The sequence below is a fragment of the Serratia sp. 22264 genome (assembly GCF_052045345.1).
Lineage (GTDB): Bacteria > Pseudomonadota > Gammaproteobacteria > Enterobacterales > Enterobacteriaceae > Serratia > Serratia plymuthica.
The window spans coordinates 89,204-114,182 of the sequence record NZ_JBQEOY010000003.1 but is presented as its reverse complement, the minus strand read 5'-3'; the positions used below and the strand labels follow the sequence as shown (position 1 = coordinate 114,182).

Below are 24,979 nucleotides of genomic sequence, written 5' to 3'. Positions count from 1 at the left end.
ATTGTTAAAATTTAGCAACAAATTAACGCATTTTATCTTTCATCCAGTGGGCCATTTGCAGCAAGGCCTTGTGGAAACTGCTATACACCGGTGCACGTGGAATAGCAATTAACTTGCCGTCCATCGAGGACGACGCGATCAGTTGCGCCTCCTCTTTCGGGCTGAGCGGGTCCTGATCCCAGTAACCTGCCAGCATCGGCGTCGGGCAACGGCGGCCCAGCAAACCCTGGGTTTTCAGCGAATAGCTGTTCAGCTCCACTCTCAGCACGTTATCCGAGGCGTTGGCCATCCCCATCCGGCTGGCGAGCACGTCCATATACATGTCCGGCACGTCTCGCTGGCGGCCGGCGTCGCATAACAGGCTGTGGACCACCGGCCCCAGACAGGCCACGCCACGCAACCGCTGCGGCTCCAGATAAGCCAGGCGCACCGCCACGTTGGCGCCGAAACGGAAGCCAAATGCGGTAACGCGCTGATGGTCGATCCAGGGCACCGAAGGCAGTTGGGCCAGCACCTGCTGATGCAGGAAGCTGGAATCCTGCGTCAACTTCCACTTATAAGAAGAACCGATGGAAGGCATATCGATGGTCAGCATGGCGATGCCGTGCGGCGCCAGGTACTCGCGGAACAGGCGGTGGTAGTCGGTCTGCAGAGTATCCAGGCTGCCGCACATCAGCACCGTCGGGAACGGTGCCTCGCCCTTCTCCGGCAGGTGCAGGAAGCCGGTAATACTGCTTCCCCCGTCAATGCGGAACTCCAGCTCCTTGAGCTGATAAGGCAACAGCAGCGCGGCCTCTTCGTAAGCGCGGTTGGCCAGCGTCTCGGCCTGTTCGGCCAGTTCGTCGCCTTTCAGGTGCGGGTAGCCGGCGATGCTGTAAAAGTTGACGGCATTGAGCCAGTACTGGCCGCCGATCAGCGGATCTTGCTGTTCCAATGCCCGCTGCTGCCAGAGCATGCCCTGATGCACCCACTCGTAGATCCAGTTGCCATTACGGTAACCGATCACGGTATCGAGCAGTTTGTCGTTGGTATGTTCCACGTCGGCGACCGCAATACGCGCCAGCACTTCGTTGATTTCGATCGGATCAACGCCGCGCCAGGCCCACAGCAGCGGGTTGAGCATACGATACCAGTTGCTGACGGTGTTGCCTTCCAGCGTGGAGTGCAGATCGGCGCCGGTTTTGTTGCGCGCACGCAGCACCAGCGTCGAGGTCTCGGGGTGTTTAAATGAGGGTTTGAACAGGATTTCAGAAAGGTTGGCTTGTGCCATGGTAACAACAGCCTCCGTAAATCTGGCCGTAGGCCGCAAACAGCCTACTTAACTGGAGGTAGTGTACCTAACTCTGGGACGATAAACCAAAATAACGAAAACGCCCGGCATAACCGGGCGTTTTACTGGCGTGAGCGGGGATTAACGGCCGCCGATCGGTGGCACGAAGGTCACCGCCATGTCCCACGGCTGCTCGATCCAGGTATCCTGCGGGATATCGACCACATAGTCGTCCACCAGCGGGCGACCTGCCGGTTTGGCGAAAATAGTGACGAAATGCGCTTTCGGGTACATGTCGCGGATCGCTTTCGCGGTGCCGCCGGTATCCACCAGATCGTCGACCACGATAAAGCCTTCACCGTCGCCTTCGGCGCGCTTGAGTACCTTCATTTCGCGTTGGTTGTCATGGTCATAGCTGGAAATGCAGACGGTATCCACGTGGCGGATGCCCAATTCGCGCGCCAGTAAGGCCGCCGGCACCAGGCCGCCGCGGCTTACGGCAATAATGCCCGTCCATTGGTCAGCAGGCAGCAGGCGGTGAGCCAGTTTGCGCGCTTGCATTTGCAGCATGTCCCAGGTAACAACGTATTTTTCGCTCATAAAATGGTATCCCAGCCAGCAATGGTGTGGCTTACTCGTGATCAGGGGAAAAAAGGTTGCGCGAGATTATAGAGACTGGTTGAGCCGAATACCAGTTGTACTGTGGAAATCATAAGTATTTCGTCTGGTGATTGATCCTGCATAAACCAACAATCACACGTCAAATATGTGCATTCCCTCCCTTAAACAGTGCAATAGGGTACGCGCGCGCCCCTGAATAAAGTGATATTCTCTGGAGATCGTGCCAAAAACGCACCGATGCCAATCCACCCTAACCGAGCGGCATTCACGCCATGCTGAGAATGCTGTCACAGGAGACCTATAGTGTCTGAATTGTCTCAACTTTCACCACAGCCGCTGTGGGATATTTTTGCCAAAATCTGCTCTATTCCGCATCCTTCTTATCATGAAGAAGCGCTGGCACAGCACATCCTCGCATGGGCCAAAGAGAAGAATCTGCATGCCGAACGCGATCAGGTGGGCAATATCCTGCTGCGCAAGCCGGCCACCAAAGGCATGGAAAACCGTAAACCGGTTGCCCTGCAAGCGCACCTGGATATGGTGCCGCAAAAAAATAACGACACCGTGCACGACTTCGCCAAGGATCCGATTCAGCCGTACATCGACGGCGAGTGGATCAAGGCGCGCGGCACCACGCTGGGCGCCGACAACGGCATCGGCATGGCTTCCGCGCTGGCGGTGCTGGCTGACGACAGCGTCGAACACGGCCCGCTGGAAGTGCTGCTGACCATGACCGAAGAAGCCGGCATGGATGGCGCATTCGGGCTACAGCCTAACTGGCTGCAGGCGGATATCCTGATCAACACCGACTCCGAAGAAGAAGGCGAGATCTACATGGGTTGCGCCGGCGGTATTGATTTCATCACTACCCTGCCGTTGCAGCGCGAAGCGGTACCGGCCGGCTATCAGACGCTGAAACTGACGCTCAAGGGCCTGAAAGGCGGCCACTCCGGCGCCGAGATCCACGTGGGCCTGGGCAATGCCAACAAGCTGCTGACGCGCTTCCTGTTCGCTCATGCCGCAGAACTGAACCTGCGCGTGCTGGATCTGAACGGCGGTACCCTGCGCAACGCTATCCCGCGTGAAGCCTCTGCGGTGGTTGCCGTGCCTGCGGTAAAAGCCGACGCGCTGAAAGCGCTGAGCCAGGCCTTCCTGAGCACGCTGCAAAACGAGCTTTCCGCCAAAGAGAAGAACATCACCGTGCTGCTGGAGCCGGTTACCAGCGCCTCTCAGGCGTTGACCGCCGACAGCCAACAGCGTTTCCTGGCCCTGCTGAACGCTACGCCAAACGGCGTGATCCGCATGAGCGACGCGGTAAAAGGCGTGGTGGAAACCTCACTGAACGTTGGCGTGGTCACCACCAGCGAGAACGAAGCGGAAATCATCTGCCTGATCCGCTCGCTGATCGACAGCGGCAAAGATTACGTGGTCGAGATGCTGACCGCACTGGGCCAGTTGGCCAACGCCAAAGTGGCGCCGAAGGGCGGTTACCCAGGCTGGCAGCCGGACGCGGACTCACCGGTCATGCATCTGGTGCGCGAGATCTATCAGGATCTGTTCAACAAGACGCCGAACATCATGGTGATCCACGCCGGTCTGGAATGCGGTCTGTTCAAAAAACCGTACCCGAACATGGATATGGTGTCGATTGGGCCAACCATCACCGGGCCACATTCGCCGGATGAGCAGGTACATATCGAAAGCGTCGGCCTGTACTGGAAGCTGCTGACCGCGCTGTTGAAAGCGATTCCTGAGCGCGCGTAATTAAAGCGTTACACGCGAGAAAGCCCGTTAGGGACCTAATGCCGATCGGTTAAGGTCGGCTGATCCACTCTTTATACTGCATAAAAATCCGGAAGCGTTTCTGTTTCCGGATTTTTAGATACGGCGAAAAATGCAGTCGCCGTCTGCCACACCACCAACAAAGCCCCCCCAGGGCCCATCGTGAAGACGGTTTTTCACAAGAGGATTTTTCCACCTGTCACTTGCCGGCCATTTCAGCTATAGGCTCGCCAATAAACGAAATTCATCTTATGGTTGCCATATCCACATAACCAGCCCCAACGCAGCCCCCCAGAACATAATGCAGAGCAACACGGAACCAACCCAAATACCCTTACCACTGAACCACCAATCCAGGGACAGCCATTGAGTACTCAACGAACACCAACATCTATAAATATAAGCCCGCATCATTTCTTCTCCTTATGAAATATGTCATTACGCAATGCTAATATCGTCAGAATATGTTAGGTACGAAGAGCGGTATTCTCCGCACCTGCACGGGTTTATAAGGCAATATCGCGCCAAAGCATCCTGGCGGTGGAATCATCCTGCCGCCCCTGGACACATAATAATCTGACATCATGTCGATAGCTTCTGTCAGGTATTCTCGATGTGCATTACACACTACCGAGCATTCCTCATGAATCAACGGCCATGCCGTACCAGCGTTCTCCAGAGCCCCTTCTTTTCATTAAAAAAGCTAAAATAAAATAAGGGGTTAAATAAAAATCATTAATTCCACTCGCAATTTCAAGAATATACCCTGTGCCTAATCCTTAAAAATACGATGACTACACCAATACTTTTCCGTTAACATTCCTGTTAATAGAGAAAGATGTCAGGCAGGCAAACCCACCTGACGGGTTTGACTTAAAAGTGGTATTTCATTCCAAGCATAGCGGTATTGTCGTTATAACCCACATCACCCATTTTCACACTTACGTTGCCCCAAAGATTCAGGCGAGGATTAATTTTCCCTTCCAACCCCACTTTAGCCTCGGCCAGGTTTTTTGTTCCATTCTGGCGAATACGCACGTCATCCATTTTGGTCGCAAAATGGCGCGTATTGTGCAACCAGTTCAGTTCGATATAAGGCTGGAATTCGCGCTGCTTGCCGTTATCTTGCGCGTGATGGCCTTTAAGGTAAGTTTTAATGCCCAGCCGAGTCATGATATTCCCATCCCCCTCACCGCTAACCTGTGTCCCATTGGCTTCCTGAAGGTTGTCAGCTCTTACTCCCATCCATACGACTTGGGCCTGTGGCTGAATAAACCACTCATTCAGCGTGCCATGGCTCCCCAGGAATTGCCCAATTTTCCATGTATAGCCCCCCTCCAGTGAAGCGGTAATCCCATGAGATTTATAGTTCTCATTCGCCAACTTCTCACCGCTAACGTCGTTGTTGAACCAGCTGTACAGTAGCCAACTGTCCAGATAAGCGCCGGCAGGCTTTTCATTGTTCGCATACCAAGTGGCGTAGCTCCCTACACTGTAGCCATCAACGGAACCTTTCGAACCGTAGCCACTTACCTGGTTACGGGAAGCGCTATGGTTATTGCCATAACCCGCCATGAAGCCGATATGCCAGCGATCCAGTCCATCCGTGCTCCAGCGTGCAACATCGCCACCAATTTGAGTCATGTAACGGTTACTCTGGGTTTTCAGTTGCCCGCTGCCATCGCGCCAGGCATTACGCCCGCCGAGCTGACGTAACCACAGGCTGGTCACCTCCGGCTGGCCGGTCAACGCATCAATATATTGGGTTTCCCCCAGGCGATCATGCAGAGTCATCATAAACAGGTTATTAGCCGCCGCCAGGTTGGCCGTGTAACTCCCCCCTTCAGGGCGAACAATCGAAGGCTTTGTCGGCTGCGGATCTGGCATTGGCTCAGGTGCAGGTACGGATTCCGGTTCTGGTATAGGTTCTGGTATAGGTTCTGGTATAGGTTCTGGCGCAGGCTCGGGGTTAACCAGGTTGCTGGTCAAATACCAACTTTGCCCCTTTTTGATCAGATCGTAATCGTAAGCACCGGCAACGATACGATCCGTTTTGACAAAACGGCCCCAAGAGGTGCCACCGACATCGACAATCTTTACTCCCTCAATAGTTTGTGCGCCATGCCCACCAAGATCATTAATGGAAACATTAGTCGCTCCCTGCTGCACATCCCCGGCAACAATAAGTTTATTGGCCGGTGAATCATCGGCGCCCAGCAGGCTATTCATTACCAGTGTTCCATTGTTACCGGTGTAATCCCCCAACACCGTCAAGGTGTCGAATTTGTTCCGATCGGAAAAGACAACAGTACCATTATTGCTGAGTTGTCTAACAACAGAACTGTTATTCATATTCCAGGTGCTACTGCTATCAAGTGCCAGTGATGATGCGTTATTTACTGCACCATTCAGCACGGAGCCAGAGCTGAGATTAACGTTTACCGAATTACCCGGGTTCGCCACCGCGATATCACCGTCTAGCATGCTGTTGCTAGCATTGAGTGATACGTGGCTGTAGATGTTATTGGCCGGCTCGAGGACATCTTCATAGTTGCTGACGGTCATAAGCTGGTTATTTCCGCTGCTAAGAACGGAATCTTTCACCTCCAGCGCCAGATCGGTAGTGTTGACGTCAATCACCTGTGCCAGCTCGCTTTTGAGCAGAACATTATCCAGTAACACGTTATTGCTTAGCGGCGTGGTAGAGGAGTAGCCATTTACGTACAACCCCACAGCGCCTTCGCCTGAGGCAGTAATAAGGCTGTTGCCAATGTTCAGTGAGCCCGCCCTACTCCACAGCCCAAAACCCTCTTTGCCTGCAGTTTCGATTCGCACATTATCCGCGGTTATTTGCGATCCTGGATAGGCCAAGAGGCCCGGAGCAAGCTCGCCGCGTGTAATAATCGTGCTGTTTGTCAGCGTACCCGTCCCGCCAAGCGCGGTGAAAAATCCCGCGCTTCTTGCTCCGGCGGTAGTAACAGACAGTTCATCACCCTGAACCTGTTTTTCTGTATAGAGGCCATAGGCATTTCCCCCCAGCGTTTCAATGGTGCTGTTTGTGATCTTCGCAGCCCCTTGCTGTGCATTGACTGCGATGGCGCGCTCCCCCTTCGTAGTGATAACTGCATTATTCATCATTACCGAAGAATCTTTTGAGGCAATCCACACCGCATCGCTGTACACGCCTTGAGTGGCGAAGCGCCCCCCTTCGACATCAATTTTCGCAGCCATATTAGCGTTTAATGCATAGCTATTATTATCCAAGGTACTGGCGGCGACATTATTTAGCGCCAACTCTCCCGCCATCACCCTAATGGCATCACCTCCGGCGGTAGTAATAGTACTGTCGTTAACCTGAGCTATTGCAATACTCTGAGACGTGGACCAGACACCATCCAGAACCAGCCCCAGCGCACTTTTCTGCCCCTGGACAGTGATGTTGCTCAGTACAGCTTCGCCGTTGTTCGCCAGATAAATGCCGGTACCGGAACTCCCGCTAACGTTAATTTGTAATTCCTGCGCGGTGAATTTACTGTTATCGATCCAGGCGCCGCCGCCACGGCTGCCTGAGCTATTTAACTGTAATCGCGTGGCTGTAAAATCGGCCCCATTCTTTGCCTGAATGATGAAATCACCGTTAGTATTATTTTCGAGTGTCAGGTCATTGATGGAACGGACGGTTCCATTTGCAATAATGGTGTCGTTGTTTGCCGCCCACACATAAGACCCAGAGGCAAGAAACAGGGAGGAAACATACAGCGGACTATATAATAGCAAGCTAATATTCCGTTTTTTTTTAATACAATCATTCATAGTTAACTCCTTTTAAGTAGAATGTTTATAAGCAAAAAGTATTCCGTTCGTCACACTGACACTTTGCAATAAACGAAGCATAGCGATAGAACTCTGCTTGATTCGCCACGCCCATTTTTCGACTCGCGTTTCTATAATGCGTGCCTATTGTTTTTTTCGAGCGATTCAGGATTACTGATATTTCTGTGCTGTTGTATCCCCGACCTATCAATATCATTACATCATTTTCAGTATCAGAGAGCTGCGCGTACTTTTTTAAACCGAAGCTCCAGTACGACTCCTCCTTATTGATAATCATATTATAATCTGCGCGAGCTATCATCAGTATCTTGGAAATCTTCCTGGAAATATCATTTAGGGTTTGGCTTTTGGCCCAAAACGGGACATGGATAGTGATTTTATCAACGTCTTTCTGCTCTGTTTCATTTTTGCCGGGAATATATTTTTTGTCGAAAACATTGATCGTCACCATGTCATCACGGAAGATTATGTTAGCGATATCTCTGTTACTTTCCAGTGAAGGCAATAAGAAACATGCCTCATTTAAACCTTCGTCTTTGAGTTGCTTTAAGATTAAGAAACTCAACCCCGACACCTGGTAAAAGTTAGAATCCATTAATAATATATTTAACATATTCACGCCCATGCACTGCGATCTCCATTCAATTGCAATCTATAACAAAAAACATACCCAGACACCTTTAAGGCTCATTCCTTTAAATGGCATTGATTATTCATCCAGGCTGAGACCTCTCAGCCGTCAATGAAGGTATCTGTTGTTATAAACATGATGTAATCCATCACATCCCGTATAGCGTCGTAACGTTACTCATTCTGTTTTCAAGCTTAATGTTGCAAAGGAGGTTATCTTCATGCCGATAACGTCGATATATCCTGCTGAATACTGCATCCTTTGAACGTGGTGGAACATTACGGAACTCTTCGGCCAGCCTCATCAGCGATAACCAAGTTTGCATGGCCCGATTAATATCGGATATCAGTCAACCGCAGGCACTACTCTGTGACACACTGAGCTGACGGTTTAACTGATTTAGGTACGACAACAACCGGTTTCAGGCGTAAAGACGCTCAGGATAAGTCAGGTATAGCGGCAGATCTGATTCACTGGCGTGCCTGCCTTCTTCCGTTTTACCACCCGGTTATGACGCTACTGATTTTCAGGATCACGAAAGCGAGCGTTTTTAATAATTCTTTGTCGCTTTCAGCTGCCCGGCGTGCTTTCGTCACGTTAAATACAGCGTTGTTTAGATTAATGGTACGTCATGCGGAATGAACCCACTTGACCTCGCGGTGATACTGCCCCCCCTCTCTCTCTGGAGAAAAGGTGAGCCAACCCTCATATTACCTGAACGTTTATGAACGTGGCTTGCTTTAAACATACTCCTAAGACTACCTTTTATTTTAAGGGAGGGAAAGTATCTGGGGGATTCTTAAACAAACATATAGCTTCCAATATGGATATATAGGATACATATAGATAAAAGCGGGGTTTATGTAACTAATCTATAGAAAATATTTAGATTAACACCTGTAACATTACTAAAATAAATAGAACTATTTACCTTCGTTATAGCGACACAGACATTTTTTACCCCACAACACAATCAATACACAGAGAAAAAACAAAAATATCGCAAAGTAAAAAAAAACAGCACAATAGACCAATAAAATAAAGTACACGGCAAATATCAAATAAATTTCAATACAATTTTAATATATAAATTATTTATTTTTTAATAATATGAATTGAATAATGAAATACATTTTTTGGGGTCGCTAGCCGTGGAAATCCGCAGCTAGCTACCCCAAGCTAAAATGTGAATAAAGACGAGATCATTTTACGATCCGCTTACCGCAGTTTTAAATCGACCTTTTCTGACTCAAAGTCATAACGGCCGCTCATGCAAAGATCAACCGGATGGGGTTTCCAGTAAATCAACCCCCTAACTTCGAAGAGAATGACAGCATGTCGAGCCACAGTGTCTTTTTCCTGCAATGAGCGTACAAGTAGAGTTTCGGGAAGAATGCGTGGTTCAAAACGTAAAATTGTGTTACGAATAGCTTTCTCTATAACGCTCCAGTTTTGGTGATTTTCCTGAGTACCAATTAATGCAGGAACACCATAATTAAGCACCGACTCTATGACGTTTTTATAGCGGTATTCATCAAGCGTATCTTCAATATTGGTATGATTAATCAGATCGGCAATATCTTTTTGTACCAGACTGCGCATCCCTTTTATATCAATAGGCCTTGCGCGATCGTTCGGGCTTTTGGGCTCATCGTCTTGTAGACGTTCCAACAAAGTGGGAAGATATTGCCTATTTTTTCCAATGAAATTATCCGAAAACAATGTCGCTAACTTCCATAATTGAATGTTCACTGACATTGGTAGTCAGAACCTTACGTCCACTACCGGTAAAGAGAATATCGGACAATGTCGCCCACTCTGTTTTTAATCCCAGCTTACAATCTTGTGAGTCGCTATTATTGACAGGATAACGTGCCGGAATAAATCCGTGATAGACTTCGCCATCGATTTTAAGAGTTGATGGGATCCACAAGAGATCGAGTAAATCTCCTGGCGTTGATACGCTCAACTGCTGTAGAGAGGAAAAGGGCAGCCAGCGATATCCCCCGGCATAAATAAACTCACAAACCGGCCCAATGCGGCTATCGCTATCCGCTATCCAGGAAAATTCTCCCAGCGTATCGCTTTTTCCGGCGCTTTCAGGCGCAAGTTCGAAGGCTTCCTGACGAGATATTTCCGCCTGCTCTCCTTTCCCCGCATAGTGCTCCGCATTGGCTTGCTGTAATTTTGCCATCCACTCCGGGGTATCTCCCTGCAAGGTTACCGCGGGACGCTTGCCAGTTAATATCTGCATACGCTGCATTTCACTGAACACTAAATTCTTATACAGTTCGGTCTGCTTTTGTAACCCTTCATCCAGCATCGCCAAGGTTTGAAGCTGCAGCAGAGCCTTATCCCAAACGCCTTCAACGCAATACAATTTGAACAGCACTTCCCTTGCTTTCAAATCCTGTGGGTGCTCTTTTACCTGTGCCAGTACCTGTTCGAATATTTCATCCAGCGAGGCGTTTTTTAATGCCTGAGAGAGAAAAGTAAAATCCTGCATACTAATTCTTCCTTAGATTAATAGTGAGAGTCCAAACCAACTTTGTAAAAATCCTGAAATACCAGTTCAGGCACTGTATATTTTCCTTTAGCAGTAATATGTTCTGGGGAGAGGGATTTGAGAAGATCCACTTTTTCCTCTTCGCTGAAGATGTCATCAAAATGGTCACCTGTATCAAGCTCAGACCACACTTTTTCCATAAGAAAATCCCTTGCGACAATGCATTCGGTTAAGGTCTTTTCTTTAATCTTTTCCCTGATAATGTCAAAACGATGATCGGTCTTGATGATATGGTTGACCAGCTCGTTTCCCCCACCGTAGTACCCGCCATCTTGCTCCCACCAGATAAGAAAGCGTTTATACTCCACTTCCAGCGCCTTCAGAACATCCTCCCCCTTGTCCTGAGCCAGTATCACTTCGTTGAAATAGCGCAGGTCATTAATATAATTTCCTCCGTTGGGAAGGATCTCCTCAACTTCAGGAACCTTGTTTGCGGCCTGCCATGATCCATTCGGATAAATAAGCTGATAGAACCCCTGCTCATCCACCTCGTCAGTGCCGCCTGTCATCACCAACTTAAAGTGGCCTACCTGAATTTTGCTTTTATCTCTCAGCGGATGAACGCTTCCGTACTGGAGCTCAACCCCATCCAGCCGGCAAACGAGGTCGGCGCATAAATTCAGGATCACGGGTCTGGCCATATGCCAGTAAAAAGCAACAGTATCCTGCTCGGCCCCATTGCCATGGGGCCCGAAAACCCCACTTGAGACATCTAAAACTGCGGCATTATCTGCCGTCAGGTTTCCGAGCAGTGCGATAGGCTGGCGCGATGGCGGCCACTCAAAATGAATATTCACATCGTCAGCCTATATACACATCGCCGGAGCCTGTCACCACAACCGCACCGCAACCCGTTACATCGCCAATCCGCACTGCGGGAAGGCCGTTAATGTAGACGCTGCCTGAACCTGTCACAACAGGTGCTGCGCCGTGTCCCAGGGCACAAGGCGCAATGCTTGTACCGACCATTGCGGCGGAAAGACCATTAATATAGACATCACCGGAACCAGTGCATATTGCGCCGCCGTGCGCGGTGGCATCACCAACTCGCCCTGCGTTTTGCATGATTAACTTCCCTTGATAAAACATATGGATCGACGACGAATACACTCCGTCGTCGGGTTTAAATGAACCGTTAAGGTTCTATCGTTGCACTACCTGTCGGGGTCGGCGTTGGCGTCACCGTCGGGGTTGGGGTCGGCGTTGGCGTTACCGTCGGGGTTGGCGTTGGCGTCACCGTTGGCGTTGGCGTTGGCGTTGGCGTCACCGTTGGGGTTGGCGTTGGCGTTACCGTCGGCGTTGGCGTTACCGTCGGCGTTGGCGTTGGCGTTGGCGTTGGCGTCACCGTTGGGGTCGGTGTTGGTGGTTTAGGCGTAGGCAGCGGTGGTAGAGGAATAGTTACGCCGAACAGGCCGCGAATCTGCGGCATTCCCGGCAGACCAATCATGCCACCACCGCCGCCGCCGCCGCCACCGCCACAGTTGCTGCCGCAATCGCCCGGGTTGATATCCACCTCGCCGCCCTGGATAACGACCTTACTAGAACCGATAATTTTGATTTTACTCGCAGAGATGATCAACTCACCACCTGCTGTGAAGGTCATCGCACCACCGGCTACCATGGTGCTTGCGCCACCAACGGCAAGAGAGTGGTAGCCACCAACGTTGACCTGGTGGGCGCCGCCAACGGAAAGAGAGTGATATCCCCCTACGGTTGTCATAAATGCGCCGCCCACATTGATCCCTTTGGCTCCGATAACGTTATCGCTCTGGCACCCGCCAACCTGGATAGCCAGCGCCGCCCCAATCATGGCATTGCTGTTACCGACCACGTGAGACATATAGTTCGCACCAACGAACAGTTTTCGCGACACACCAACGTTAACGTTGGAATTCAGACCAATGGTCTGGTCTTCGTTGTGCTTGGTAAGGCGGCTCATATTCCGCTCAGCCTGTTCCCAATACTGCTCAAGGCCCGGCTTATCTTCAAAACGAATGCCGTTAAAATTACTGCGCCCCCCGCCGACGGTGCGGCTAATCAGCCCGCTTTGCGTCGCATTAACGGGCAGATCCCACGGTGGCATAGTGACGTTGTTGTAAAGGCTACCGGTAATCAACGGCCTGTCGGGATCGCCATTGATAAAATCAACAATCACTTCATGCCCGATACGTGGAATGTAAATCCCGCCGAAATTATTCCCCGCCCAGGCCTGGCTGACTCGCAGCCAGCAAGAGTCCGACTCGCGGTTTTTACCGTAGCGATCCCAAAGGAAACGCACTTTTACCCGGCCGTATTCATCCGTCCAGATCTCCTCCCCCGGAGGACCAACGATAATGGCAGTTTGCGGGCCGCTGGTTTTGGGCTTATCCACGCTCATCGGATGGCGGTAAATTTTAGTGGTCGGTTGAACGGTAAAATCGCACTTGTAGCGGAATTCATCCCGCGATGCCAACTGGTCTACTTCCTCTACGACCAGGTGACTGCGCAGCACCATATATTCACGGTTAGCCTTATCAACGGGATAGTTCACCAGTTTGAAATCGCAGCCGCAGGCAATACCACGCAGTTCTCCGGAGCCTTCACAACGTGAACCTAAAGCTCCCCGTTCCTCCATACGAACGCGCGCCAGTTGCTCGCCGATATTTGGCTGTTCATAATCACCTGGCCAGTGGAATATCTCCATCTGGTTAAAACTGGTCTTACGCGGCTTACTGTCCAGTGCCATAATATCCGCGCGTGATTTGGTAAAATCATAGTCATTGGTAACCCATTTCCCGGAAGTGATGGTCTCCTGGAAATGAAACTGACTGATGTATTCCTGATCCATCTTCGGACGATCGGGGGCATACTGAATATCGTGGTAGGCTTCACTCGGGAATCGCTTATGCGCACCAACATTATCAACTAAAATCAGCTTGTGATTTCTTCCGCTGTGCTCGAAAAACCAGTAAATCCCCCACTCTTCCATTAATCGCTCAATGAAATCGAAATCCGTTTCCCCATATTGAACCTGGAAATCGAGCAGGGGATAGCTTCCCGCCAGACGTTTTTCAAAGAGAAAGTTATAATCACCCAGCACTTCGTCAATAATATCCACCACGGATTTTTGTTGGAATATTTTGAAATCTGAAGTTAATTCTGCAAGATGAAGCCAAGGACGAATAATAAACTCATAAAGCGCCTGATAACCGTCACGCCCCACATAACGGGCTTTCTGTACCATGCCAGAAATTTCGCGAACATCTTTGCCAATCCCAACAAGATCGCCCAAGCCATTGCCATCAAGTTCAATTTCAACAGTCATCTCTTTGCCGATCAAAGATTTCAGATCGACATTTGACGCCGCCTGCCAGGGAATAAGTGGATCAGCAGGCGTTTTAGCAGTAATCACATAGGAATAAAGCGAAGAAAGTGACTCTTCACCCTCCAGTTTTGAGATTACCAACGCCGGCACGCCAAGCAAAACCGGCATCGCCGAGCTGCTTAATTTAATAGTACGTGACATATAATCACCTGATGCTTTGTGAATATCTTAGAATGACGCGTTAGGCGATTTAGCCTCAGCGCGTCGTAACGGAATTCTCTGTGAATCCAATATGTTCCTGTGCCGACTTTGCCGCCAAATCCAGATACCCGCCTCCTGCTGAACACAGCCAGGCCAGTTTTTCCACGGCATAACCTCGACACCGTCACTGCTGCGAATGTGAAAGTCTTCCTGTGCTCCCTCCCTGAGTAACACCTGAGAATGATTTTTAAAGCGCCAGGCAGGCGTCAAGGCAAAAGACTCCCAAAAAGGGGAGTAAGCTCGTTTTAATGCTTTGACCCATTGCCATAGCGGCCGCCAGTTTTTTTCTACCAGATCATTTTTCTGCACATTATTTAAAATCCGCGCAGCCCAGAAAGTCAGTGGGAATTCAGCGCACATATTTCTCTGCAGCCACTGATAAGACACTGCGCTATATACAACAGCGAGTGATTCCTCTCCCTGCTCACCGCGAAAGACCATAAACGCACCGGCGTAGTGATATTTACTCCGTAGCGCTGAAGAAGAAATAACAAAGCACCACGGATAGTTTTCTGGTAAATAACCCTCTAGCATTAAGGAGCCTATGTTTGGAAGTATTTGTTGGGTAATAATGGAGCGCACCTCTCGCTGCCTCCTACCCAACCTGCGAAATAGGCCTACACGTGATTCATCAACAAGTAAATACAGGCGTAGCGACATAGTTCCCTCTAGCGTATGGTTGCCACTTTTTAATCATCGCCAGGGCAGCGGAAATCTTTCAGCAAATCCATAGCAAGTCTGTCTTTGAAATTCAATCCGGAGACCTCTATACGCACTCGGCGCAAGTCCAGATCGTAAACCAAGACCGTTTCCCCCGAGTCGGTATAAACAATATCGCTGGCACTATCCAGCCAACGGAATAATGACCACGGGCCACTAAACGTCAGCGCAGAAGACCCAAAAGTGACACGCGGGGTAGCATTAAACGTAATTCTCGATGCCATGCGCGATGCAGGCCAGATTACCGGTGTGGGTGATACCGGCCAGTGTGCGTAATTCACCTGTTTACCGTCGAAATTCATATTCAGTTGAGTAATCGCCGGATCCAGATAAGGAACGGAGACCTCAAAAGCGAGCGCCAGTTTCCGGCCACCCTCCCCCTGGAAAAAGGCATCGCGAATGTCTACCACACGCTCGAAAACATCCAGCATATCCGCATAGCTGTCATCCGTATCGCCTTTGTAGCGCCACGGATGAGAGGAGGTATCCACTTTATCCGCCAGATTTTTCTTGAAGTATTCATCTGCCAATCCGCCCGCTGCAAAGAAACGCTCAAAGTCAGCCAACTTCACCTCTCGCTGGCTAGCAGCAAACGGATAACGCCCTGCCAGCGTAGTGCGGCATACCCGGCCAAGAGAGTCTTCGATGCCTTCATTACTTTTGGCAATAGCTTCACGGCTGGCACGACGATAGGCATCGTCCATCAGCGGACCGATCAGATTAGGCAACGGATCGGGCCAGGTTTGAGATTCCGCGCTAATGTTCAGAGCCGTATTTGACAACGCCATCGAGTTACCGTTTTTCAACGCATCGTCATAAATGACGAACAACGTATACTGTTCGCTCAATGCTCCCATTAGTTTGTTCAACTCCGAGCCTCCCGATGCCAGACGTTCATTTCCCGCCGGCTCGTTGCTGCCGGTGACGAATTCGCGCAACGGGGCAAAATGATTATCTACCCGCTCTCTTAGCAGCTTCTTTTCCGCCGCGGCCCAGGCGAGATTCACTTTGGCTACCGCGTTTAAGATCTGTCCCTTATTATTGACGTTATCGAGCAACGATTTACCCTCCTTCCCCACCAGCGTGGTTTCCGCTACGGCGCGGCGTACCAGGTTAGCGAGTGGAGAATCCGCCGAACTCAACGTCCTCAGCATGTAAACATTCGCAGCTACCCCGGCCGTGCCGTAGTCCAGTTGCAGAACATCCGTTTTAATGCGGATGTTGCTCAGAAACTCTTGCCAGTGTCGGGTGTACTCATCCAGGTAGAGCGCCAGGATCTGCTGTTGAACCGGGTTAACCAGCACGCCGTTGTCCGCGACTTTCACCGGAGGCAGCGAGGCGTTGTCGCTTCCTTTGCCCAGAACCCAGGCATCCTCACGTTCTAGCCACATCAGGCCTAGATCCATTTTTTTTTTAAATAGCTCGTAATAGCCCGCCCGGGTAAACAGGCCGGGGATGGACGTCGTCCCCCTTTCGTCTGCCAACGAAAAGAGCTCGCCGCCCCGCGATTTTGCCATCGCGCTGAGCGTCAAATCGGCCGGAGCATCCTGCGCCGCCGAGTCCTTGATGCGTTCGTAAAGGCGACTGGCCTGGTCCTGACGTTCCAGCATCGCCCGCGCATATTTCACCAGCCCCTCATCCGCAGCCTGGCCATAACGCCGCCACTCGGGCGAGGCAAAGAGATTCGTCAGATGCGAGACGAAGGTACTGCGCTCTTCGTAAGGCTGGAGCTTACCGTTCATTTCCCACAGTCCGGTGATGCCGTTGATCATATATTTCTGATCGAACTTCCCTTGAGCAAACACCTGTAGATAAAGCTTTAGTCGGCCATAAATCTGCTCTGACTTACCGTTATCAATCGCTTCCTGCAGCGCCTGGGTAGCCTGCTGCTCAATCTGTGGCAGCAAGAGCCTCTGAAGGAAGAACTGGTACAGCGAGTCTGAAGCGTTCACCACATCCGTACCGGTATACAGGCCATAGCGCCACTCCATAGCCGGGTTGAAAATATCCAGCGTGCCGTATTCCGGAAGATACTGTGACAATGTCAGCAGGCGGGGAAGCAGCTTGTCATTGGAGGTTTTGACAAAACGGTTAACTTCGGTGCTCAGTGCGCCAACCTTTGTCTCCACGGCATCCAGATACTCAGTATTGTGACGGTAGCTGTTATAGAAGCCATTCAACAGGATAAAGGCCACAAAGAGACATAGTGTATGTCCCAGAAAACGCTGCAGGCGATACTTCGATTCGTTAGCCAGATTATGACGCGCCAAATCAACGTCTTTTACGATGACGTCGCTGAACAGCTGTTTAAGGAAATACTGCCGGCCGTAGGACACATCGTTGATAAGAAAATCACGATCGCCTTGCAGGGCAGCCAAGGAGGCCGTTGCCGTCGGGGTTTTATTCTCAACGTAATTGAACCATTTGCGCATAATGCTCTGGTTATTCAGCAGACTAAAATCAACCGGCTGATGGCTACTTGAGAAATAAATGCCGCGCAACAGGGTATAGCTCTGCGTTTCATCGTAACGGGAGGCAAAAAAGATGTTGTTAACCACTTCGGCTACCATGCCGGAAAGCAGGTGAAAATCCTGAGGCAACGCATACATTTTCTTGCGATCGCGATTGTCATACTCTTCCTGCTGACGCACGATCATCTCCCGCTCGATACGCTCTTCAAGCAACAAAAACTCTTCTTTTATCTGGTCATGCAGCTCAGACACGGAAGTGGTTCTGCCATTACCGTACGGGAAAGTGCACCCCCAAATCTGTTCGCGCTCCTTCTCGGTCAGGATCCTGAAATACTCCGCAAACCCTGGCAGTTGATCTAGCTTGGTGACCAACACATACACCGGGAAACGTACGCCCAGCGTCTGACGTAAATCGTCCACTCTGGCGCGCAGGCTGGCCGCCAGCTCAAACAGCTCCGCTTTGCTGCGCCCCATGACATCGGCGGCGGAAAACGTGACCACTGCGCCATTCAGCGCTTTGACCGGGCGGTGCTTTTTAAGGGCTTTGAGCATCGCACGCCATTCGTTGAGATGCTTTCCTGGCTCACTAACATATTTCCCAGAGGTATCGATATAGATGGCATCATTGGCAAACCAACATTCGCAATTACGCGTCTGCGGCGCTGATTTACCGACCTGGTTAAGCTGTTCCGGCAGCGGGAAGTTCTGCCCGGAAGCCAGAATAGCAGACGTCTTCCCTGCATTTTCGGTGCCGAGAATCATGTACCAAGGCAGAATATCAAGCGGCTTACGCGCCAGAAACACGCGCTGGAAAAAGGAGAGGTTGCTGCGATTTTTATTAACGTAATCGACCGCATTACCGATAGCGGAGACAACTTCAGAGGTGTCATTCTCCTCTGCTGGAGCTTTATTACGGACAAATTTATCGAGCAGCGCCGGGTTATCTTTTAACGCCAGCAACAGCAGCCACAGACCATACAGCAGTGTAATCAGCAATATAGTTGCGATAACTGCCAGTCTGACGCTGATCGGCGCTAACGGGTGTTTTTCCCCCACCAGCAAGAAGGGGCCAAGAACCCAGACCAGTACGCAAAGCGCAGCGGTAATGACAATGAAGACCGGCCAACGCAACCAGCAGCTCACCAAGCAAAACACCGCCAGCAGGATGAAGATAATACGCGATTCAATGCTTAGCAAAGGACGCGACTCGCCAAATCCAAAGAATGGCCCAAGGAACCAGATAGCGGCGACCAATAGTCCAATACAGCACACTATCAGCAGCGCCTTCAGAAACCGCGCCGCGAAGACTCTATTAAAATAAGACATTGTTGCTCTCGTTAATACGTGACAAAAAACTCTACGCGGCGATTCTTCGCGCGCCCCTGAGGAGTGGCATCGGAGGCCAGCGGCTGGTCATTCCCAACCCCTTTAACTTTCACCTTGCTCTCAGGCAATCCTGCCGCAATGAAATAGCGGGCCACTTCCGCCGCACGTTTTTCCGACAGCACAACGTTATTGGGCAATCCCGGTCGGTCAATAGGCGTTGCATCAGTATGGCCAACAATAACGATATCTCCGTTGACACGGCGAACCTCCCGGGCCACACGTTCGATGACCTTCACCATTTCCGGCTGGACCTTGGTCGAGCCTGATAAAAACAACGAATCGCCCTTCAGCACGACTTTGCTCTGCTTTTGGGTTTCATCAACGCTGAGCAACTGCTGCTGAATTTCGTTACGAAGTAAAATGGCCAGCCTCAGACGCATTTTCACCTGCGGCGTGGTCGCATTAATGTTTTGCATCGCGTAGATATCATTGGTAATGCGATCGCCACGCACGGACAGCCAGTACTTGCACCAGATAAAAGCGGAAACCACCAAGACGCCCGCGCACATCGCAGTCAGCCTTACCGGAACTATCAGTTTCTCGCGCCGCGCCGCGCCATGTGGCTGCATTCCATGCGGCGACAGTACCGGCTGGGTGGTATCGCGGGTACTTTGAATCAGGGTCAGCAGGCGCTGACGGATTTTTGTCAGTTGGCGATCGCCATCTTCAATGATGCTATAGCGTCCCTCGAAACCTAACCCAAGAATGAGCAACAGCACCTCGAGCACATCAGCAAACTCAGTGGGGTTCATGGAAAGACGACCGATAAGCAGGAAGAATTTGTTCCCGCCATCGTTGTCCCCCTCAAAATGGTTCAACAGGTTGCTCTGCGACCAGCCGGATTCCAGCCCCCACGGCGCGGTATGCGCCGCTTCGTCAAGCGCAGTACAGAGACAATAACGAACTATCGCCATCTTTTTCCACGGGATGTTCACTTCGTCGCAGACAATACTGAACAGATTGATCTGGCTTTTAAGCGTATTTTTCAGGATCTCGACGTGGGAAATGTCGGTAATCTGCTCCGGCATATCGCTAAGCGCACGCAGCAGAGGCTGAGCCGCCTCCAGCAGCGGATTCTCAGCCTTGCTCACTTTCAGCATTCGCTGCTGTACGCTCTCGCTTTTCAACACCCGCTCATTTTTGTACGACTTATCGTCAACGCCAGGCACTGCGCTCTGGCTAGCCTGAGTGATGGCAGGCTCCTGAATCCAGTCACCCTGCTCATCAAGAAGGAATTTTCCCTGCGCTTGCGGAGAGTTTGTTTCCTCGAGAGCCTGTTCGGAAGAAGCCGCTGCCTGCTGGCTAATATCGTCTTTCATCAGCCCCTGATTCCCCAGAGTTCCATTTTCAAGCCGGGAAACTCACCGGCAATGTGCAGCGCCAACGCGCCTGTGGCCGAGATCCTCTCCCAGAAAGGTCCGTTTTTAAGCAACTCGAAATAGACATAACCCGTGCTGTAAGGAATTTGACGCGGCGGAACCGGCAACCCCTGCAGCACCAGCCCTGGCAAGTGCGAACGAACCAATTCATGCAACTGTTGCGGGGCGCTGATTTTGGCTTGTGCCTGAAACTGCTGCTGCAGGACATCCATTGGCATCTGCGCGTGCACGGCCAGCACCAGGTTCGAGAACGAACGCAATTCAGTAGGCAACATCGATGCCGACCAGACGCCATTGCCTTTGGCGTGCAGATCGATGAGCTGCCCTGCCCGTACCAGAATCTGATTAAGCAAGTCATTCACGTCATCCACCAGCGGACGAATAGAAGGATAAAGTCGAGCATGGTCATACCCCGGCGCACTTTTTGGGCGTCGGGTTTTGGTGCGGACAAAGGTCGACAGCTCCCCCGCCAACTTGGCCAATTCTTCATAAAGCACAATCGGTGGCAGCTCGGGGATATGACGCAGGTGATCGAGGATCGGCTCATACTTGTTGAAAATTTGCAGCAGCAAATAGTCAACGATTTCCGCACTGGCACTAGCTTTGCCGTCTGAAGAGGACAGGCGGCTCGCCAACATCTCTGCGCGCATTTTCACCAACCCGTTCAGGTGCGTCAGCCATTCACTAAGCAGAGGGTTGGCTGCGTAGCCGGTCACTGGGGGAATATAATCCTCCAGATGCAACAGCACGCTCCCGTCCGGCTGAATCGCCTTCACCCTGGTCAACGCCAGGCCGATCCACGATTCGGTCATCTCCGCCTGCGAAACCAGTTTCAATCTGAGTTTGGCAAGCTGTACCGGTTTCGGCCCCTGGCGAATAGAGTTGGTATCGCAAAGCTCGGCTTCCTGCGCACGAAAACGCGCCAGTGAACTGGCGTCGTGCTGGCTGAAAATGGTTTCATCGCTGTTATCAAGGCGCAGCGGCACGGCCAGATAGATACTCTTACCCAGATGCTCAGGCAAAATCGTTAGCGGTTCCGGCAGATCCGCGTGATCGGGGATGTCAAAAGGCGTGCCATCCGGTAATACACCACGCGCGGAACGAAGAACCAATTTCCCATAGCTCAGCGCTTCACGGTCGATTTCGTATTGCGAGAATCCCCAGTAAAAAGGGCTCAGCGTCGAGGCGCGTTTATGCGCGTAATATTCAAAATAACGTTCTTGCTGTTGAAAAAGTTGCGGGCGTAGAAACAACCCTTCACTCCAGACGACTTTATTCGTTCTCACGGCTTAATCCATTTTTTTGATTGTAATTGCTGTTTTTTGGAAGTGAGCATTCAATTCAAGCGAATCATCGCTAAAAAATTTCCGCCACCACGACTTTTTCTTTTTTGGTAAGTCCCAACTCACCAGCCAGAGCGAATCGTTAAGATCGCGATATGCACCAACAAACCCGAGGGTTCTGGCATCGCTGTCTGGTTTGATTAAAACAGCGCGCGATTCTCCAGGCTGTAGTATCGCCTCATAAATTTTTGAAGCTGCGCTTTGCACAGGCTTACTACTGCCATCAACAATTTCAAAAAAATCTGCATTACTGAAAACATCCGTTTCTTTTACATTGAAGATAAATATATTTAGTGGTGCCGACCTTCCCTGCCCGTTGGGGTTAATATCTTTGTCTGCAATCAGATTTATTTTAATTTCACCGGCTACTGGCTTAGGTTCTTTGCTACTGCTGCAGGAGGCTAAAACGACTGTCATCAATATCGCCACTGCCCCCGTCAGCATACCCTGCCGATATTTTGTTATTTCTGTTCTGCAAAACATATCCCCACCTACGCAATCTATTTTTCTGAACGATTCATTTTTTTGTTGGTGACTAATCAGATAACCCTGGTGCCTGTTACCTCTCCGTCTGATGGGAGTTTTGCCGCCGAAGCGGCAAAACTCTTTTTTAGTTTACCCGGCAGTATTAGCTGCGCAGGTTAGCTTTAACGTCGTAGCTGGTAGAGATAACACCAGATTTAGCGCCTTCAGCATTTTGCATCACATAATCCTGAGTCACTTTAGTGAAGGCAAAGGTCACTCTTTCACGCGGACGAGTTTCATCTTCACGGGAACCGGCCGTTTCAACACGAGTAATAATTACATCGGTGAATTTAATGGTCAGGTATTCCAGAGGATCGCCACCCGCTTTACGTACCACAAACTGAATGTCTTTGATGTGTTTACCAGACAGACAGTAGCTCAGCAAATTGGTGCTGGCTTTGTCGACATAGTGCTCAAAGCAGAAGTCGTCTACGGTTGCTTTACCGGAACCGCCGCCAGAACCACTGTGCATATTTGAATGCTGAGAGCTGGACCACTGCCATGAAAGCACTTCGATTTCATTTTTATGGAAAGCATCCAGGGACTCGCCTTCGATGCCGTTAATTTTAATAAACATATCCTGAGCCATAATATTTCCTTTATCTGCTCTCATTGAAAAAGTTACACAGGGTGTAACAGACTAGATTAAGACAGGGGAATATTTATATCTAAATAAAATATCACCCCTGGCTTTTTCGGTGCGCAAGAAACCCCGGCGTAGCCGTATTTACCAAGAAGAATAAAAATAAGTATTCTTCAGATTTTACTTATCGAGATTAAGCTACATCTTTAAGCGAAGGTAATTTAGCAACCATACGCAGAGAGACGGTCAGCCCTTCCAATTGGAAATGCGGACGCAGGAAGAACTTCGCCTGGTAATAACCTGGGTTACCCTCAACGTCTTCCACCACCACCTCTGCCGCAGCCAGCGGACGGCGGGCTTTGGTTTCCTGAGAAGAGTTTGCCGGGTCGCCGTCTACGTAATTCATCACCCAGTTATTCAACCAGCGCTGCATATCTTCACGCTCTTTGAAGGAACCGATCTTGTCACGCACGATACACTTCAGATAATGAGCAAAGCGCGAACAGGCAAACAGGTAGGGTAAACGGGCAGAAAGGTTCGCGTTTGCCGTAGCGTCCGGATCGTAATATTCCGCAGGTTTCTGCAAGGACTGAGCGCCAATAAATGCCGCATAGTCTGTATTTTTACGGTGCACCAGTGGAATAAAACCATTTTTAGCCAGTTCAGCTTCGCGACGATCGGAAATCGCGATTTCAGTCGGACACTTCATATCCACGCCGCCATCGTCAGTCGGGAAGGTATGACACGGAAGATCTTCCACTACACCGCCACTCTCAACACCGCGGATCATGGTGCACCAGCCGTAGTTTTTGAACGAACGGTTGATGTTTACCGCCATCGCATATGCGGCATTAGACCAAACATATTTGCTGTGATCCGCACCGTCAGTCGTTTCTTCAAAGTTAAAGTTATCGACAGGATTGGTGTCGATCCCATACGGCAAACGGGCGAGGAAACGCGGCATCGCCAGGCCGATATAACGAGAATCCTCAGACTGGCGCAGCGAGTTCCATGCTGCGTACTCCAGGTTTTGAGTGAAAATTTTCGTCAGATCACGCGGGTTAGCCAACTCTTGCCATGAATCCATCTGCATCACAGACGGCGAAGCGCCAGTGATAAATGGCATATGGGCGGAAGCGGCAACCTTGCCCATAGAAGAAAGCAGATCCACATCCGGTGTGCTGTGATCGAAGTGATAATCTGCCACCAGACAACCGTAAGGTTCTCCGCCAAGCTGACCATACTCTTCTTCGTAAATTTGCTTGAATATCGGGCTCTGATCCCAAGCGATACCTTTATAGCGCTTCATATTACGTCTCAGGTCTTCTTTTGAGATGTCCATAAAACGCAGCTTCAGCTTTTCATCGGTTTCGGTGTTATAGACCAGGTAGTGCAGGCCACGCCATGCGCTTTCCAGTCGCTGAAACTCTTCGTGATGAAGGATCAGGTTTATCTGTTCAGAAAGCTTGAGATCGATTTCCGCGATAATCGCCGCGATGTTTTTGTACGCATCGTCTGCAATGGTGATCGAGGTGGTCAATGCCTGCTCGGCAAGGGTTTTCACCGCGATTTCAACTGCCGTTTTCGCCTGATCAGATTTCGGCTTAAACTCACGGGTCAGCAAGGCATTAAAATCATTTTGCGTTGTGGCCTGCGTCGTAGCCTGTTTATTTGTTTCTGCTTGAGTTGCCATCATTCTCTCTCTACATCACTTTTGGGACGTGGCTTCATCAGCCTGTTTTGGCTTAGGAGTCGAAGCCAGCGTATTCAACAGCGACTTATCTTTAAGCACTTTCATTACCAGACTTTCCGCGCCTGCCTTGCCGTCCATATAGGTTTGCAGGTTAGCAAGCTGAGTACGCGCCTCAAGCAACTGCGATAATGAATCGACTTTGCGGGCGATGGCATCCGGAGCAAAATCATCCATGCTCTCAAAGGTCATATCGACCATCAGTTGCCCTTCGCCTGTTAAGGTATTAGGCACCGCGAACGCCACTCGAGGCCGCATGGCTTTCATACGTTCGTCAAAGTTGTCGATATCAATGCTCAGGAATTTCCTGTCCGTAACCGGAGGCAGCGGCTCCAGCGGCTTACCAGACAAGTCAGCCAAAACACCCATAACAAACGGCAGCTCTATTTTCTTTTCACTGCCATAAATCTCCACGTCGTACTCAATCTGTACGCGTGGCGCACGATTACGTGCAATAAATTTTTGCGAATTACTTTTGCTCATAGTAATAAATACTCTTTAATAACCGTTTATGGATAAACTGTCGTTCGCTTGATGGTTAACGTTAAGATAA

Annotated in this window: 18 protein-coding genes; 1 reads left to right on the top strand and 17 read right to left on the bottom strand. The window is 50.4% G+C overall.

Features of this window, described 5'->3' with window-relative positions; translation table 11 throughout:
• Positions 1-22: 22 nt before the first annotated feature.
• Positions 23-1,270 (bottom strand): esterase FrsA, encoded by a 1,248-nt coding sequence (gene frsA / locus ACTJJ1_RS13960; RefSeq protein ID WP_004949083.1) that lies wholly within the window; start codon positions 1,268-1,270, stop codon positions 23-25.
• A gap of 141 nt (positions 1,271-1,411) precedes the next feature.
• Complete coding sequence (gpt, locus tag ACTJJ1_RS13955) at positions 1,412-1,870, bottom strand: xanthine phosphoribosyltransferase (protein ID WP_004949082.1); 459 nt, start codon at positions 1,868-1,870, stop codon at positions 1,412-1,414.
• Positions 1,871-2,194: 324 nt separating this feature from the next.
• On the opposite strand from gpt, the gene pepD reads away from it, so the two are divergent.
• Positions 2,195-3,655, top strand: a complete 1,461-nt coding sequence (gene pepD, locus ACTJJ1_RS13950; RefSeq protein ID WP_440834114.1) for a beta-Ala-His dipeptidase — start codon at positions 2,195-2,197, stop codon at positions 3,653-3,655.
• Positions 3,656-4,546: 891 nt separating this feature from the next.
• Here the strand turns inward: pepD and ACTJJ1_RS13945 are convergent.
• From ACTJJ1_RS13945 to tssB, 15 genes are all read right to left on the bottom strand, one after another.
• A complete protein-coding gene (locus ACTJJ1_RS13945) occupies positions 4,547-7,486 on the bottom strand; it encodes an autotransporter outer membrane beta-barrel domain-containing protein (protein WP_440834112.1) in 2,940 nt (979 codons plus the stop codon).
• Positions 7,487-7,511: 25 nt separating this feature from the next.
• Positions 7,512-8,132 carry a LuxR C-terminal-related transcriptional regulator gene (locus tag ACTJJ1_RS13940; RefSeq protein WP_440834110.1) on the bottom strand — a complete coding sequence of 207 codons (621 nt, stop codon included), beginning with the start codon at positions 8,130-8,132 and terminating at the stop codon, positions 7,512-7,514.
• Positions 8,133-9,356: 1,224 nt separating this feature from the next.
• Positions 9,357-9,842: a type VI secretion system baseplate subunit TssE gene (locus ACTJJ1_RS13935; RefSeq protein WP_440834400.1), complete on the bottom strand. Its 486-nt coding sequence runs from the start codon at positions 9,840-9,842 to the stop codon at positions 9,357-9,359.
• Positions 9,843-9,846: 4 nt separating this feature from the next.
• Positions 9,847-10,644 (bottom strand): type VI secretion system accessory protein TagJ, encoded by a 798-nt coding sequence (locus ACTJJ1_RS13930; RefSeq protein WP_440834108.1) that lies wholly within the window; start codon positions 10,642-10,644, stop codon positions 9,847-9,849.
• Between the two features lie 17 nt (positions 10,645-10,661).
• The gene (locus ACTJJ1_RS13925; protein ID WP_440834107.1) at positions 10,662-11,501 is read right to left on the bottom strand and encodes a TagK domain-containing protein; all 840 of its coding nucleotides are present in this window, start codon (positions 11,499-11,501) and stop codon (positions 10,662-10,664) included.
• Between the two features lie 4 nt (positions 11,502-11,505).
• Entirely contained in the window at positions 11,506-11,769 is a 264-nt protein-coding gene (locus ACTJJ1_RS13920) for a PAAR domain-containing protein (RefSeq protein WP_440834105.1), read from the bottom strand.
• A gap of 70 nt (positions 11,770-11,839) precedes the next feature.
• Complete coding sequence (locus ACTJJ1_RS13915) at positions 11,840-14,176, bottom strand: type VI secretion system Vgr family protein (protein WP_440834398.1); 2,337 nt, start codon at positions 14,174-14,176, stop codon at positions 11,840-11,842.
• A gap of 60 nt (positions 14,177-14,236) precedes the next feature.
• Entirely contained in the window at positions 14,237-14,929 is a 693-nt protein-coding gene (locus ACTJJ1_RS13910) for a T6SS protein Cts1T (protein ID WP_440834103.1), read from the bottom strand.
• A 29-nt stretch (positions 14,930-14,958) separates the two neighbouring features.
• Positions 14,959-18,786, bottom strand: coding sequence for a type VI secretion system membrane subunit TssM (gene tssM, locus ACTJJ1_RS13905; RefSeq protein WP_440834101.1), 3,828 nt, complete (start codon positions 18,784-18,786; stop codon positions 14,959-14,961).
• Positions 18,787-18,797: 11 nt separating this feature from the next.
• Positions 18,798-20,165, bottom strand: a complete 1,368-nt coding sequence (tssL, locus tag ACTJJ1_RS13900) for a type VI secretion system protein TssL, long form (RefSeq protein WP_440834099.1) — start codon at positions 20,163-20,165, stop codon at positions 18,798-18,800.
• The gene (gene tssK, locus ACTJJ1_RS13895) at positions 20,165-21,511 is read right to left on the bottom strand and encodes a type VI secretion system baseplate subunit TssK (RefSeq protein ID WP_062789736.1); all 1,347 of its coding nucleotides are present in this window, start codon (positions 21,509-21,511) and stop codon (positions 20,165-20,167) included. The genes tssL and tssK overlap by 1 nt, the downstream gene beginning before the upstream one ends.
• Before the next feature lie 3 nt (positions 21,512-21,514).
• Positions 21,515-22,051 carry a type VI secretion system lipoprotein TssJ gene (gene tssJ / locus ACTJJ1_RS13890; RefSeq protein ID WP_440834097.1) on the bottom strand — a complete coding sequence of 179 codons (537 nt, stop codon included), beginning with the start codon at positions 22,049-22,051 and terminating at the stop codon, positions 21,515-21,517.
• A 145-nt stretch (positions 22,052-22,196) separates the two neighbouring features.
• Positions 22,197-22,682 (bottom strand): Hcp family type VI secretion system effector, encoded by a 486-nt coding sequence (locus ACTJJ1_RS13885; protein ID WP_440834095.1) that lies wholly within the window; start codon positions 22,680-22,682, stop codon positions 22,197-22,199.
• Positions 22,683-22,869: 187 nt separating this feature from the next.
• Entirely contained in the window at positions 22,870-24,369 is a 1,500-nt protein-coding gene (tssC, locus tag ACTJJ1_RS13880) for a type VI secretion system contractile sheath large subunit (protein ID WP_440834396.1), read from the bottom strand.
• Between the two features lie 15 nt (positions 24,370-24,384).
• On the bottom strand, positions 24,385-24,909 hold the full coding sequence (gene tssB / locus ACTJJ1_RS13875; protein WP_062789730.1) for a type VI secretion system contractile sheath small subunit: 525 nt from the start codon (positions 24,907-24,909) through the stop codon (positions 24,385-24,387).
• Positions 24,910-24,979: the final 70 nt, after the last annotated feature.

Excerpts from the sequence above, each read along its gene's own strand:
- frsA (WP_004949083.1), bottom strand. The coding sequence starts at position 1,270 with ATGGCACAAGCCAACCTTTCTGAAATCCTGTTCAAACCCTCATTTAAA.
- gpt (WP_004949082.1), bottom strand. The coding sequence starts at position 1,870 with ATGAGCGAAAAATACGTTGTTACCTGGGACATGCTGCAAATGCAAGCG.
- ACTJJ1_RS13945 (WP_440834112.1), bottom strand. The coding sequence starts at position 7,486 with ATGAATGATTGTATTAAAAAAAAACGGAATATTAGCTTGCTATTATAT.
- ACTJJ1_RS13940 (WP_440834110.1), bottom strand. The coding sequence starts at position 8,132 with ATGGGCGTGAATATGTTAAATATATTATTAATGGATTCTAACTTTTAC.
- ACTJJ1_RS13930 (WP_440834108.1), bottom strand. The coding sequence starts at position 10,644 with ATGCAGGATTTTACTTTTCTCTCTCAGGCATTAAAAAACGCCTCGCTG.
- ACTJJ1_RS13920 (WP_440834105.1), bottom strand. The coding sequence starts at position 11,769 with ATGCAAAACGCAGGGCGAGTTGGTGATGCCACCGCGCACGGCGGCGCA.
- ACTJJ1_RS13915 (WP_440834398.1), bottom strand. The coding sequence starts at position 14,176 with ATGCCGGTTTTGCTTGGCGTGCCGGCGTTGGTAATCTCAAAACTGGAG.
- ACTJJ1_RS13910 (WP_440834103.1), bottom strand. The coding sequence starts at position 14,929 with ATGTCGCTACGCCTGTATTTACTTGTTGATGAATCACGTGTAGGCCTA.
- tssM (WP_440834101.1), bottom strand. The coding sequence starts at position 18,786 with ATGTCTTATTTTAATAGAGTCTTCGCGGCGCGGTTTCTGAAGGCGCTG.
- tssL (WP_440834099.1), bottom strand. The coding sequence starts at position 20,165 with ATGAAAGACGATATTAGCCAGCAGGCAGCGGCTTCTTCCGAACAGGCT.
- tssJ (WP_440834097.1), bottom strand. The coding sequence starts at position 22,051 with ATGTTTTGCAGAACAGAAATAACAAAATATCGGCAGGGTATGCTGACG.
- ACTJJ1_RS13885 (WP_440834095.1), bottom strand. The coding sequence starts at position 22,682 with ATGGCTCAGGATATGTTTATTAAAATTAACGGCATCGAAGGCGAGTCC.
- tssC (WP_440834396.1), bottom strand. The coding sequence starts at position 24,369 with ATGGCAACTCAAGCAGAAACAAATAAACAGGCTACGACGCAGGCCACA.
- tssB (WP_062789730.1), bottom strand. The coding sequence starts at position 24,909 with ATGAGCAAAAGTAATTCGCAAAAATTTATTGCACGTAATCGTGCGCCA.